Origin of the sequence: Parahaliea mediterranea (assembly GCF_017255185.1) — a bacterium.
Lineage (GTDB): Bacteria > Pseudomonadota > Gammaproteobacteria > Pseudomonadales > Halieaceae > JAFKCZ01.
This window is the reverse complement of sequence record NZ_JAFKCZ010000005.1, coordinates 183,000-196,707: the sequence shown is the minus strand read 5'-3', so window position 1 is coordinate 196,707 and position 13,708 is coordinate 183,000. Positions and strand designations below refer to the sequence as shown.

The following is a 13,708-nucleotide window of genomic DNA, read 5'->3' as shown; positions in this document are numbered from 1 at the left end:
CGCCAATATACTGACTTTCCGGGGAAGCGCCGAATTCTGGCACTGTGCGTGGCGGCAACGGCATCGCTACCGCAGGCCTACGCCCAAAACACCACCGGAACGCCGGTGGAACCAAGAATCTATGAAGAAGTCATTGTCGAAGGCAAGCGCATCGACAGCGACATCACCGAATTCGCCATTGACATGGTGAACTATGGCACCCAGGTGCAGCTGATCAGCGCCGAGGAGATTGCCACTGGCGGCTTCACCAACTTCGGCGAACTCGCGGCCGGCTTGATTCGGGGCGCCAACGTCGGCTACTCGCCCGATGAAGGCGAGTTCACCATCCGCCTTGACGGCGGCACCGATCGCGACACCCTGCTCCTGCTCAACGGCGTTCCCACCTTCGACCGCGGCACGCCGCTGGAAACCATTTGGGGCGCCACCTCGCTCGATCCGCGCATGATTGAATCGGTGGAAGTGTATCGCGGCGGCCAGAGCCTGTACTACGGCGGCAACGGCGGCGTGGGCGTGGTCAATGTATTCTACAAAAAACCGCATGCGGGCGAGCCGGTAAAAGGCGAGATAGGCGTCTACGGCGGCTCCTTCAAGACACGCGAAATCTACGGCAACGTTTCCATGCCCCTGTTCGGCACCGACAACCACGCGCTGATGGTTTTTGGTCGCTCCTACGAAACGGATTCCCATCGCATATTCGACCGCGAAGCGCACGTCGACAACGTACGGACACTGGGTGGCTACCGCGATTTCCCCTACCGCTACAACCTGATTGGCGCCAAGTACGTATGGAACATCAACGACGACTCTGAGTTCCGGGCCGGCTATCAGTTCGCCACCGTGGACTTCGACGACTCCTTCCCCAACTACACGGTCTACCAGCCAAACTACACTGAATTCCCCATCTTTGACGCCCAGTTCAAGACGCGATTCAACGAAACTACAAGCCTCGAGGCCGAGGCGTACTACATCGCGCCGAGCCTGAAGAATACGGAATTGGACGTCCGCACCTGTAATATCCCGCGGCTGGCGGATCTTCCCGATGACATCCAGGCCATTGCCGCGTCACAGGGCATCGACGGCTTCTCGACGGCGGCTGAATTCGAGCAGTTCGCCGACGGTATCGACGGCTTGGCCAGGGGCTGTGTAACCAACCCCTATGGCGATCGCCCCGGCGCCGCCATCAGCGGAAACGGCAGCTTCTACGCCGATGAAAACGGCGTCCCCTACGGCACGGTTGACAACCCGTTCCCGATTGGCAGCCCGATCGGCACCGTGATCCAAAGCAGCTCCAGCTTCAGCGGCGACACCACCAAGGGCTTTGGCAACGGCACCCAGTACAAGGCCGGATATGTCGACTACGGCCTGAACATGCGGGTGAAGAAGGACTGGAACGAGTACCTTACCAGCGTCGTCGGCGTACAGAACATCAGCTACCGCGACAACTCGGCTGACGAATACGGCATGAGCGACGATACCGTCCGCTCCACCGGTATCTACACGGACAACCGGGTCGAGTTCGACTTCCTGGCCGGCACCCACCTGTCCGTCGCCGGTCGCCAGGATTTCAACAACATGTTCGAGGACGAGTTCATCTGGAAGTACGGTTTCCGCCAGGACTTCCACAACGGCATGTACTTCCGCACCAACGGTGGCACCTCCTATAGCAACCCGACGCTGTCAGAAGTGGGCGCGCGAGCCAATGCGGTCAACAACCCCGATCTGACGACACAGTCCGTGGATACCTACAGCATTGGCGTCGGCATCAACGGCGACCTGATGGATGGCAGCTACAACATCGAACTGGGGTATTTCGATACCACCATCGAGGACCTGTTCGGCAGCTCCAGCGTCGAGCGAGTCTGTCCCGGAGTGGCCGCTGTTACCGGGGAAACCGAGAACCTGGACCCGAACATCCAGATTCCCAGTGATTTCTGTGATTTTGCGCTGCGCGAGCTGGAAGCCGGCCGCTATACCGGTGACGAAGTTGCCTACTTCAACCGCAAGCAGTCACAGGATATCGAGGGCTATACCCTGGATATCTCCATCGACTTCGAGAAATGGCAGCTTGACCTGACCTTTACCGACATGGAGTCACTCGAGTCCAACCCGATCTACGGCCTGAATGCACTGCAGGAAGGTACGGGCGAGGAACTGGATTTTGTCGTGCCCGGCGCCGCTGGTCACAGCGCCACACGCCAGTCTGCGGAACGTCCTGACTGGTCGGCATCGGCGCTGCTCACCTACACGCCCACCCCGCGTTGGGTGTTTGCCCTGAACCCGAAATGGCAGGGCGCGGAATGGGCCTACGGCAGCGGTACCAGCTCACGCCTGGTCGACGAGAACGGCCGCCGCACCAACCCCGACCTCAACTTCGGCGACTACTTCCTGCTGAATGGCTCGGTGCAGTACTTCATGGGTGACAGCATGCAGCACAGGTTCCTGCTGCGCATGGTGAACATCCTCGATGAAGACGCCTTCGAGCGCGCCAGCGCCGCGGCGAACCAGGCTTCTTCAGTAGCCGGGATTCGCGGCGAAATCGGCCGCTATGACTCCGAGTACTACTACCAGTACGGCTGGAACACCAAACCGCGTTCAGTCTGGCTGCAGTACGAGTACAAATTCTAACTTGGACCATTGACGGAACCCTGGCGGTAGCGCGACATCTCGCTACCGCCATTTTTATTTGGGGCATCCGTCAAAGTAATTAGGAACAAAGCTATGCTTTCGCGTCGACGTTTTTTGAAAACCACCAGCGCCCTGGCGCTACTCACCCCCGTTCTGGGCCACGGCGCGGGTCGTCACTACCCCTTTACACTCGGTGTCGCCTCCGGGGCCCCGGCCCCGGATGGGGCGGTACTGTGGACCCGTCTGGCTCCGGAGCCGCTGAACGGCGGCGGAATGCCAGCCGGGACCGTTGAAGTCCGCTATCGCGTATGCAGCGATGAAGCCATGCGCAACACCGTGATAGATGACGTGGTCTCGACCAGCGATGAAAAAGCCCACAGTGTTCACGTGAGTCTCAAGGGTTTGCGCCCGGGTCGCGACTACTGGTACCAGTTCTACCTCGGCGACGATGAAAGCCCGGTGGGCCGCACCCGCACCACGGATCCATCGGCACCCTCCGCGCGTTTTGCGCTGGCGTCATGCCAGGCCTGGGAGACAGGTTATTACCCGGCCTACGCCGACATGGCCGAGTGGGCCCCGGACTGCGTGTTCCATGTGGGCGACTACATCTATGAAGGCGGCGCGTCCGCCCCGGGTGTACGCACTTTCAGCAACGGCAGGGAGTACCAAGTGGTCCGCTCGCACAATAGCGCCGAGATCACCAGTTTGTGGGACTACCGCAACCGCTACGCCCTCTATCGCACCGACCCGCAGCTGCAGGCGGCCCACGCCGCGAGCCCCTGGCTGGTGTCGATGGACGATCACGAGGTCGACAATAACTGGGCCGGGCTTGTTCCCCAGGACCCGCACAAGCAGACGGAACTGGAGTTCCGCGTGCGGCGCATGGCGGCTTTCAAGGCCTGGTATGAACATATGCCGGTGGCCTATCCACCAACCCTGATCGGCCTGGACTCAAAGCTGCAGATGTACGGAAGCTGGCGCTTTGGCCCCGCCCAGGTATGCATGCTGGACACCCGGCAGTACCGCTCGGACCAGGTGTGCGGGGATGGATTCCCCGGCGAGCAAGCCTGTGGGCATCGCGACGACCCCACTCGCAGCATGACCGGCGAGGCACAGGAGCGCTGGCTGATGGAACAGCTGGCGCGCAGTGACGCGCCCTTCAATGTGCTGGCGCAACAGACATGGTTCGCGCCCTATCGCTACAACGATGGCCAGCTGTATAACATGGACCAGTGGGACGGCTACACGGCCCAGCGGCAGCGCTTGCTAGAGCGCTTTAAAACGCTCAGCAATCCAATCGTGCTTAGCGGAGACTGGCACTGCGCCCAGGCATCCAGCCTGCATCTCGAGCCGGAAAACCCGCGCTCGCAACGTGTAGGGCACGAGTTTGCCTCCACGTCCATATCTTCGCTGTGCTCCTGGGCGGACCGTGTACACGGCTCCAAGGAGAATAACCCTCACGTGAAATACGTGAACGGCCACCAGCGGGGCTATGCGCGCTTTACGGTTACCGAGAAAAACTGGAAAAGCGAGTTTCGGGTGGTGAACGACCCGCTGCGCCAGGACTCCACCTTGCGCACCGACTTCGAGTTCAACACCAGCGACAGCTAGGGCAGGTGGATGTCCGGCCCGCAGGTATCATCGGTATAGCGTGATACTTGCGGGTCGGCACCCGCTGGCTGATTCATTATACTTGTTGCACGCGCAAGCCGGCGCCCGATGTGGTATCGGGCGCCGGCTTGCAATGCATGCAAGTTGTTTAACCCTAGCCAGCGAAATCAGTATGAGCCAAATTGATTGGAATGATTTTCAAAAAGTCGAGCTGAGAATCGGCACCATTATCGACGTCCAGGATTTCCCCGAGGCCAGGCGGCCGGCCTACAAGCTGCAAGTGGACTTCGGGCCGGAAATCGGCATTAAAAAGTCCAGCGCGCAAATTACCGACCTGTACACGAAGGAGAATCTGCTCGGCAGGCAGGTCATGGCCGTGGTCAATTTCCCACCGAAGCAAATCGGACCCATCATGTCGGAATGCCTCGTCACCGGCTTTCATCGGGAAGACGGGGCTGTCGTGCTGGCCACCCCCGACATGGCATTGCCCAATGGCGCACGCCTGGCCTAGCCCACCACGAGCGGATAGCGGGAAAAAATCCCCGAGGCCTTGTCGAATGGCGGACACGCCCTTCGACCAGAACCCAAGGCCGCAGTCGCGGCCAGGTTTTCCCACTGATCACGAGCACGGGGTAGACATGAAAATTGCCATTGAAACGCAGGTCGTCGCACCGCTCAACACCGTCTGGGCGGCGTGGACCGCGCCCGCGGACATCACCGCCTGGAACTTCGCCACGGCGCAGTGGCGCTGCCCTCGGGCGGACATTGACCTCAGAACCGGCGGGCGCTTCAACTACCGCATGGAAGCCCGGGACGGTTCGATGGGCTTTGACTTCGAGGGTGAATTCACCGAGATTCAACCGCAAGCACTGATCCGCTTCAAGCTCGGTGACGACCGGGAGGTCAGTGTTGAATTCATCGACACCGCGGACGGAGTCAGGGTTATCGAAACCTTCGATGCCGAGGACGAGCACTCGGCCGAGCAGCAGCGGCAGGGCTGGCTCGCTATTTTGAACAACTTCAAACAGCACGTGGAGGCCCGGGGATGAGCGCGACAGATACAAAAGTCCAGGCGTTGATCGACAAAGCCCAGTGGCGAGAGGAACGCAAAAAGCTCCGCGCCCTGCTCCTGGACAGCCAACTCGAAGAGTCCGTCAAGTGGGGCAAGCTGTGCTACAGCCTCAATGGCGCCAATGTCGCAGTGATCTTCGGCATGAAGCACTACTGCGCTATTGGCTTCTTCAAGGGCAGCCTGATCGACGACGCGCAGGCCCTGCTCGTCAGCCCCGGGGAGAATTCCCAGGCCATGCGCCAGATTCGCTTTACCGCGCTGGCGGATATCGATGCGCAGGAAGGCGTGATCCGGGACTATATCCGGCGCGCCATTGACGTGGAGAAAGCCGGCCTGCAGGTGGACTTCAAGGCGAAGCGGGAACTGGTCGCCCCCGAGGAACTACAACGGAAGCTGGACGACGAACCCACCCTGAAGGCAGCCTTCGCGGCGCTGACACCCGGACGGCAGCGGGCTTACATCCTGCATTTTTCCGCCGCCAAGCAGGCCAGGACCCGCGCCTCGCGGGTCGAGAAATGCATCCCCCACATTCTTGCGGGCAAGGGCCTGAACGACCGCTAGCGCCCTCAGGCCGCACGCAACGCCCGCCCCAGGGTTCTATCACCCAGCGCCCCGGTGAAGGCGCCATCGCGCCATACCACCTCGCCGCGAATGAGCACACAGGGCACCACGCCCTCGGGGCGGTTGACCATTTGCGGGTGTTCAAACAGCTCGCGGTAGACCAGCTCGCGGGTGTCGTTGGTGTCCCAGCGCGCCAGTTGCTCCGGGTCGATGAGGGTGATATCGGCCTGCGCGCCGGGCTCAATGCGGCCCACGTCCAGGCCGAAAAAGGCCGCCGGCTCGCGGGTCAGGCGCCGGACCATGGCGGCAACGGTATCCGTCCCCTTTTGTTGGGCGAGTTTCAGCGACATCAGGTTGGAGTCGTAGAAGGCCATGTTGGTGATGTGGGCGCCGGAGTCGTTGAAACCGGGCATCGCCTGGGGGTGGAGCAGGAAGTCCAGGGTCGCCCGGTTGCCCTCGTTGCTGACATCGATCCAGTAGCGGAAGTTGCGGTCGTACTGGCGCAGCAGGCCCAGCATGAAGTCGGCGTCGTCGTCCACCGGTACCGGGAAACCCTCGAAGGCCTCGCGCTCGGCCTCGGAGCGGGCCTCGTCGCCGGCACCGCGCTGGAAGCGGAGCAGGCGCTCGAACACCGCCTGCAGAGTCTCGCCCTCCCACTCCGGCACCGGGGCGCCATCGAAGGTCATGCGCGCCAGGTCGCGCACCACCAGGTTGTCGGGCATGCCCAGCCTGGCCTTGAGGTGGGCCAGGTTGCGCCCGCGGCGGCCGTGGTGCCAGTCGCGGCGGAACTGCTCCACCCACAGCGGGTCATTCAGCAGGGCGCGGCGGCCCTCCTCGTCGTCGTATTCCCTGGCGATCAACTGGCTGGTGGAATCCAGCTCTTCATACAGTGGGCTGACGATGCCGTCGGACCACACCCGGAAATTGGTGCCCAGGGCCTGGAAGTGGATATTGCCCCGAAACAGTTTGCTGTTCATCAGCCTGGCGAAGCCCAGGAATGCGTTAGAGGCCTTCGGCGCCAGCACGAACTCCATCACCGACAGGGCGGAGGTTTTCAGCGGCTTGCCGAACAGGCGGCCGCTGGTGAGGGCGAAATAACCGAAGGCCTTAAGGCGGTTCTCGATAATTGGCGTGGTCTGCCACACCCGGTCGTACTTGCGCACCACCGCCAGCAGGCGCTTCATTTCGCCGAACGAGGCGAACTGGGTGGGGATGCGCTTGTCGGTGTTGGGCGCGTTGGCCAGGTAGTGAAAGGGCAGGCCGTCGGTGGACAACCCCAGGTAGCCCTGCTGCAGGGCCCGCTCCAGCAGCGTTTCCATTTCCCGCAGCTCCGCCTCGGTGGGCGCGCGACTGATGCTGGCCTCGAGTCCCATGACCTCCACCCGCAGCATCGAGTGGGGCACGAAGGTGGCCACGTTGGGCCCCAGCGGGACGCTGGCGAAATGATCCAGGTAGTCGCCGCTGTTGTCCCAGGTGACGGCGTCCACGCACTTGGCCAGCACCTTCTTGGGAATGTTCTCCACCCGGGTGAAACAGTCGACGATGGGGTTCTGCTCACCCTCGAGCTGCTTGCCGAAGCAATTGCCCAGGCTGCAGTTGCCGAACAGCACCGTGGTGGTGCCGTGGCGCACCACCTCCGGCAGGCCGGGCTCCAGGTCCACCTCCAGATCGAGGTGGGTGTGAATATCCAGCAGCCCCGGCATCAGCCACTGGCCCCCGGCGTCGATCACCTGGCGGGCCTGATCCCGGGGCAGGTCGATGCCGCGGGCGGCCACCTTGCCCTTCGCGATAGCCACGTCTTCCCGGCGCGGCGGCTCGCCGCTGCCGTCGAACACCGTGGCGCCGGTAATCAGCGTATCCCAGGCCGTGGTCATAGGCTCTCCTCGTCTCGGTATTGTTATTGCTGTGCACCGAGTGTACTGGAGGCCAGCGGCCCGCCGCCAGTGGCGCGGGCCGCTCCCCGGTTAGCCGGAGTGCTCCGGTTCAGTACTGGCGACCACTCCCCGCTCCAGCTCCCGGCCCCGCCACAGCAGGTAGATCACCGGCAGGATCAGCAGGGTCAACAGCACCGAGGTAAGCATGCCCCCCACCATCGGCGCCGCCAGCCGGCTCATCACCTCGGAACCGGTACCGCTGCCGAACAGGATCGGTAACAGGCCGACGATAGTGGCCGCCGCGGTCATCACCACCGGACGCACCCGGCGCACCGCGCCGGCCAGCACCGCCCGGCGCAGCGTATCGCGATCGACCTCGCCGCCGGCCCGGCGCAGCTCGCCCCAGGCCTGGTCCAGGTAGACCAGCATGATCACCCCGGTCTCCACGGCAATGCCCGCCAGCGCGATCACCCCCACGCCCACAGCGATGGAGAAGTTATAGCCCAGGACGTACATCAACCACAGGCTGCCCACCATCGCCAGGGGCAGGGTACCCATGAGGATGGCCACCTGGGCCAGGTTGCGGAAGTTCATGTACAGCAGCACCACGATGATGGCCAAGGTCAGCGGCACCACCCAGGCCATGCGGGCGCGGGCGCGCTCCATGTACTCGTACTGGCCGGCCCAGGACAGTGAGTAGCCCGGAGGCAGGTCCACTTCCCGCGACAGCACCTCGCGGGCCCGGTCCACATAGCTGCCGATATCCACGCCATCGATGTCGACGAAGGTCCAGCCGTTGAGCCGCGCGTTTTCGCTCTTGATCCCCGGCGGCCCGTCCTCCACCTTGATGCTGGCCACATCCGCCAGGGCGATGCGCTGGCCGGCGGGGGTGACGATGGGCAACAGCGCCAGCTGTTCCGGCGAGTCCCGCCAGGCCTGGGGGTAGCGCAGGTTGACCGGATAGCGCTCCAGGCCCTCCACCGTCTGGGTGACATTGGTGCCGCCGATCGCGGTGGCGATCACCTGCTGCACCTGGGCGATGCCCAGGCCGTAGCGCGCGGCCTGCTCGCGGTCGATGTCCACATTGATGTAGCGTCCGCCTTCCACCCGTTCGGAATATACCGAGGCGGTACCGGGCACATCCGCCAACACCTGCTCCAACCGCCGGCCGATGTCCTCGATGGTGGAAAGCTCCGGCCCCGCCACCTTGATGCCCACTGGCGTTTTGATGCCGGTAGCCAGCATGTCGATGCGCGTCTTGATCGGCATCACCCAAGCGTTGGTGACCCCGGGCAACTGCACCAGCGCGTCAAGCTCGCGCTTGAGGCTGTCGGTGGTCATGCCGTCGCGCCACTGGGACCTGGGCTTGAGCTGGATGAAGGTCTCGATCATGGTCAGCGGCGCCGGATCGGTGGCGGTCTCGGCGCGGCCGATCTTGCCGAACACGTTCTCCACCTCCGGCACCGTGCGAATGAGCTTGTCGGTATGCTGCAACAGGCGCCGGGCCTCGCCGATGGATATGCCCGGGTAGGTGGTGGGCATGTACATCAGGTCGCCTTCGTCCAGCGGCGGAATGAACTCGCTGCCGATACGCGCCATTGGCCACAGGCTGCTGAGCACCAACAGCAGGGCCAGGCCCAGGGCGACCCTGGGGCGCGCCAGCGCCGCTCCGAGCGCCGGCAGGTAGGCGCGCTCCAGGGCCCGGTTGACCGGATTGTCGGCCGCCGCGCGCACCTTGCCGCGGATGAAATAACCCATCAGTACCGGCACCAGGGTGATGGCCAGCGCCGCGGCGGCGCCCATGGCATAGGTCTTGGTGAAGGCCAGGGGCGAGAACATACGCCCCTCCTGGGCCTCCAGCGCGAACACCGGCAGGAAGCTCACGGTGATGATCAGCAGGCTGAAGAACAGCGCCGGCCCCACTTCCACCGCGGCCTCGGCCACCACCTGCCAGCGGTTGCGCGCGGTCAGCGCCTGGCGCTCCATGTGCCGGTGCAGGTTCTCGATCATCACGATTGCGCCGTCGATCATCGCGCCGATGGCGATGGCGATGCCGCCCAGGGACATGATATTGGCGTTCAGGCCCTGCAAGTACATCACCACGAAAGCCGCGAGAATGCCCACCGGCAGGCTGATCATCGCCACCAGGGAAGAGCGCAGGTGGAACAGGAACAGGGCGCAGACCAGGGCGACCATCAGCAGTTCCTCCCCCAGCTTCTGCCAGAGGTTGCGCACAGCGCGATCGATCAGGCCGGAACGATCGTAGACGGTAACCACCTCCACGCCCTCGGGCAGGCTATCGCGCAGGCTGTCGAGCTTGGCGCGCACGCCTTCGATGGTGGTGCGGGCGTTCTCACCGTAACGCATCACCACGATGCCGCCGGCCACCTCGCCCTCGCCGTTCAGCTCCGCCACGCCGCGGCGCATCTGCGGCCCCACCACCACCTCGGCCACGTCCTTGAGCAACAGGGGCGTGCCGTTGGCGTTGGTGCCCAGGGGCACGTTGCCGATGTCCTCGGCGCTCTGCAGATAGCCCGAGGCGCGCACCATGTACTCGGCCTCGGCCATTTCCACCACCGAGGCGCCCACCTCCTGGTTGGCCTCGCGGATGGCCGTCTGGATCAGCGACAGGGGAATGCCGAAGGCGCGCAGCTTGTCCGGATTCACCTGTACCTGGTACTGCCGGACCATGCCGCCCACCGAGGCGACCTCCGATACCCCGGGCACGGTCTGCAACTCGTAGCGCAGGAACCAGTCCTGCAGGCTGCGCAGTTCGCTGATGTCGTGCTGGCCGCTGCGATCCACCAGGGCATAGAGGTAGACCCAGCCCACCCCGGTGGCGTCCGGGCCCAACTGCGGCTGGGCGTTGTCGGGCAGCACCGGCGCCACCTGGCCGAGGTATTCCTGCACCCGGCTGCGGGCCCAGTAGAGGTCGGTGTCCTCGTCGAAGATCACGTACACGTAGGAATCGCCGAAGAACGAGTAACCGCGCACCGTAACCGCCCCCGGCACCGACAACATGGCGGTGGTCAGCGGGTAGGTCACCTGGTCCTGCACCACCTGGGGCGCCTGACCGGGATAGCTGGTCTTGACGATCACCTGCACGTCGGACAGATCGGGAATGGCGTCCACCGGGGTGTTGCGCAGGGCAAACAGGCCGGCGCCCACCAGGATCGCGGTGGCCAGCAGGACGAAAAAGCGGTTGCCGACCGACCAGCGGATAATGGCTTCAATCACGCGCGACCTCCCCGCCCTGGCTGCCGTGGCCCATGGCCGCGTGATCCGTGCTGCCCGGGGCCGGGTCCGGATGGTCCATGCCCGAATGGTTCATAGTGCCGTGGTCCATGTTGCCGTGGTCCATCGCGGAGTGATCCATGTCGCCGTGGTCCATGGTTGAGTGGTCCATAGCCGAGTGGTCCATGCCATCCGGGGCCTGCAGGCGCTTGAAATCGGAAGTTTTGCTGGATTCGGAGTCGATCAGGAACTGGGCGGAGGTCACCACCTCGTCACCCTCGGCCAGGCCCTCCAGGATTTCCACCGAGCTCTCGCCGACACGCCCCGGGCGCACCGCCACCGACTTGAAGCGCCCGTCGCCCTGGGCCAGCACCACGCGGTCCTGGCGGCCGGTGCGAATCAGGGCTTCCCGCGGCACCACCAACACCTCGCCGTCGGCTTCACCGTGAATACTCACCTGGGCGAACATGTTGGGCCGCAGCAGGCCGTCGGGGTTGGCGAAGCGCAGGCGGGCGCGCACGGTGCGCAGCTCCGGGTCCAGATTGGGATAGACGTAATCCACTTCACCCTGCCAGGTGCGCCCCGGCAAGTAGTCCAGGCGCATCGTCACCGGCAGGCCGGCGCGCAGCGCCGCCGCCTGGCGCTCGAAGACCTCCGCCTCCACCCAGACCTCGTCCAGCTGGCCGATGGACATCATCGTGGTTCCCGGCTCCACGTAGAAACCCTCGCGGATGGCGAGCTGGTCCACCACCCCACCCTGCACGGCATGGAAGGTGACGGTTTGCACCGCCCTGCCCCGGCGCAGCAGCGCCTCGATAAACTCCGCGCTCATCTGCAGCGCCCGCAGGCGCGCGGTGGCGGCGTCGATCAGGGTGCTGTTGTTGCGCTTGTGGGCGATCAGCAGCTCTTCCTGGGCGTTGACCAGCTCCGGCGAGTACAGCTCGTACAGGGGCTGGCCCTGGGCCACCGGATCGCCGGCGGCCTTCACGTACAGGCGCTCCACCCAGCCGGACACACGGGGGTGGATGTGTACCAGGCGGTCCTCGTCGTAGCGCACGTAACCGACGGTCTGGATCTCGCTGCGCCAGGTCCGCCGCTGCACGGCCGCGGTGCGCACGCCGAGGTTGTTGACCACTTCGGGGGCAATGGCCACCGTCCCCGCGCCGGCGTCCGAGGCATCGCCGGCGTAGACCGGGACCAGGTCCATGCCCATGGGCGACTTGCCCGGGCCGTCGCGGCGGTAGTTGGGGTCCATCGGCGCCACCCAGTACAGGGGCTTGCTTTCGCTGTCCGCGGCCGCGGTGGGCTGGCTTGGCCCCGACCGCAGCAGCAGACCGGTGGCGAGCGCCCCGACCAGGGCGCCCGCCAGGGCGATCATCAGTGTTTTCATGGTCGTGTTTCCGCTCATGGCTGTTCCTCCCCGGCGGGCGCGGTGTCCAGGCCGGCCAGGTAGTAGTTGAGCCGGGCGATCGTGCGCTGGCGCTCGACATGGATATCCAGGGCCTCGACCCGGGCGTTGAGTTCATCGATACGGGCCCGCACCACCTCGGCGAAATCCCCATCGTCGGCGGTGTAGGCAGCCAGGGCCGCCTCCGCCTGCTCGTGCATTTGCCTCAGCAGGCGCTCGCTGTACAGGTCCAGGCGGGATTCCAGCTGGAACAGCCTGGCGCGCTCGGTTTCGAAACCGCCGCGCAGGCCGCGCAGGGCCAGGGCCCGGTCGGTGCGGCTGGCCTCGGCCCTGGCGGTGGCGGACTGCAGCTCGCGGTCCTGGCGCCGACCGGTGAACAGGGGCAGGTCGAAGCTGACGCCCACGGAGAAGAAGTCCGCCCGCTCCATGCCCATCGGGTCGTCCTCGCGATAGCCGTAGCTGGCATTCAGGCCCCATTGGGGTTTGTACTTTTGCCGCGCCAGCTCCACGTCCACCTCACCGGCGGCGATGGTCTGCTCGATACCGGTGACGGCGGGGTGCTCGCCCAGGATTCGGCCCAGCCACTCGCTGTCGGTGCCCGCCCGCACCTGGTCGGCGCCGCGCAGGGGAATCGCCGGCGACGCATCGTCGATCACCGGGCTGGCGCCCAGCCACTCGCCGAGACGGGCCAGGGCGGTATCGCGCCCCTCGCGCAGGCGGGCGATGCGCTCGTCCAGCCGGGTCAGTTCCAGCTGCGCGCGGATGACGTCCTGCTGCCGCGCCGAGCCCGCCGCGCTGCTATAGGAACTGCGGGCCACGTCCACCAGGTATTCGAACAGTCCGCGGTCGGCCTGGATAAGCTGCACGCTGCGCTGTGCCCGATAGGCCTCAAGCCACAGTTCGGCCACCGTCAGCGCCACCTGCTCGCGGCGGTCGGCCCGCAGGTGTGCCTGCTGCTCGCCGAGCACCTCGTAGCGCCGCTGGTCCAGGGCCAGGGAGTCGCCCCGGGGCAGGGTCTGCATGAGCCCCACCTTGAGCTGGGTCATGGGTTCCTGGTTGAAATCGAAGGTATTGGTGGGCAGGTTGGCCGCCCCCAGGGAGATCACCGGGTCCGGCAGGCTGCCGGCGGCCACCCCGCTGGCGGCCAGCGCCTCCTGGCGCAACCGGCTGCCCTCTAGCCAGGGGTCCTGCTGACGCGCCAGGGCCACGGCCTCCCGCAAGTTGAGTCCCTCCGCCGCCAGGGACGCCGGGGCCCCCGCCAGCAGCAAAACGCCAGCCGCCAGGGTGGCGCGGACCATAGATACTGCGTACATGTTGTATTCC

9 protein-coding genes are annotated in these 13,708 nt (G+C 64.9%); 5 read left to right on the top strand and 4 right to left on the bottom strand.

Annotated features, from left to right (window positions below; genetic code table 11):
• Window positions 1–48: 48 nt before the first annotated feature.
• The 5 genes from JYP50_RS07765 to JYP50_RS07745 all read left to right on the top strand — a co-directional run bounded on the left by JYP50_RS07765 (window position 49) and on the right by JYP50_RS07745 (window position 5,869).
• Window positions 49–2,625, top strand: coding sequence for a TonB-dependent receptor plug domain-containing protein (locus tag JYP50_RS07765; RefSeq protein ID WP_206559928.1), 2,577 nt, complete (start codon window positions 49–51; stop codon window positions 2,623–2,625).
• Window positions 2,626–2,718: 93 nt separating this feature from the next.
• Complete coding sequence (locus JYP50_RS07760) at window positions 2,719–4,236, top strand: alkaline phosphatase D family protein (protein WP_206559927.1); 1,518 nt, start codon at window positions 2,719–2,721, stop codon at window positions 4,234–4,236.
• 172 nt (window positions 4,237–4,408) lie between these two features.
• Window positions 4,409–4,747 carry a tRNA-binding protein gene (locus tag JYP50_RS07755; protein ID WP_206559926.1) on the top strand — a complete coding sequence of 113 codons (339 nt, stop codon included), beginning with the start codon at window positions 4,409–4,411 and terminating at the stop codon, window positions 4,745–4,747.
• A 127-nt stretch (window positions 4,748–4,874) separates the two neighbouring features.
• Entirely contained in the window at window positions 4,875–5,285 is a 411-nt protein-coding gene (locus JYP50_RS07750; RefSeq protein WP_206559925.1) for an SRPBCC family protein, read from the top strand.
• Entirely contained in the window at window positions 5,282–5,869 is a 588-nt protein-coding gene (locus JYP50_RS07745) for a YdeI/OmpD-associated family protein (protein WP_206559924.1), read from the top strand. Before JYP50_RS07750 ends, JYP50_RS07745 begins: the two co-directional genes overlap by 4 nt.
• Window positions 5,870–5,874: 5 nt before the next feature.
• On the opposite strand, the gene JYP50_RS07740 is transcribed toward JYP50_RS07745, so the two are convergent.
• The 4 genes from JYP50_RS07740 to JYP50_RS07725 all read right to left on the bottom strand — a co-directional run bounded on the left by JYP50_RS07740 (window position 5,875) and on the right by JYP50_RS07725 (window position 13,698).
• Window positions 5,875–7,743, bottom strand: a complete 1,869-nt coding sequence (locus JYP50_RS07740) for an N-acyl-D-amino-acid deacylase family protein (protein ID WP_206559923.1) — start codon at window positions 7,741–7,743, stop codon at window positions 5,875–5,877.
• Between the two features lie 90 nt (window positions 7,744–7,833).
• Window positions 7,834–10,980 (bottom strand): CusA/CzcA family heavy metal efflux RND transporter, encoded by a 3,147-nt coding sequence (locus tag JYP50_RS07735; RefSeq protein ID WP_206559922.1) that lies wholly within the window; start codon window positions 10,978–10,980, stop codon window positions 7,834–7,836.
• Window positions 10,973–12,385 carry an efflux RND transporter periplasmic adaptor subunit gene (locus tag JYP50_RS07730; protein WP_206559921.1) on the bottom strand — a complete coding sequence of 471 codons (1,413 nt, stop codon included), beginning with the start codon at window positions 12,383–12,385 and terminating at the stop codon, window positions 10,973–10,975. Before JYP50_RS07730 ends, JYP50_RS07735 begins: the two co-directional genes overlap by 8 nt.
• Complete coding sequence (locus tag JYP50_RS07725) at window positions 12,382–13,698, bottom strand: TolC family protein (protein WP_241262944.1); 1,317 nt, start codon at window positions 13,696–13,698, stop codon at window positions 12,382–12,384. Before JYP50_RS07725 ends, JYP50_RS07730 begins: the two co-directional genes overlap by 4 nt.
• Window positions 13,699–13,708: the final 10 nt, after the last annotated feature.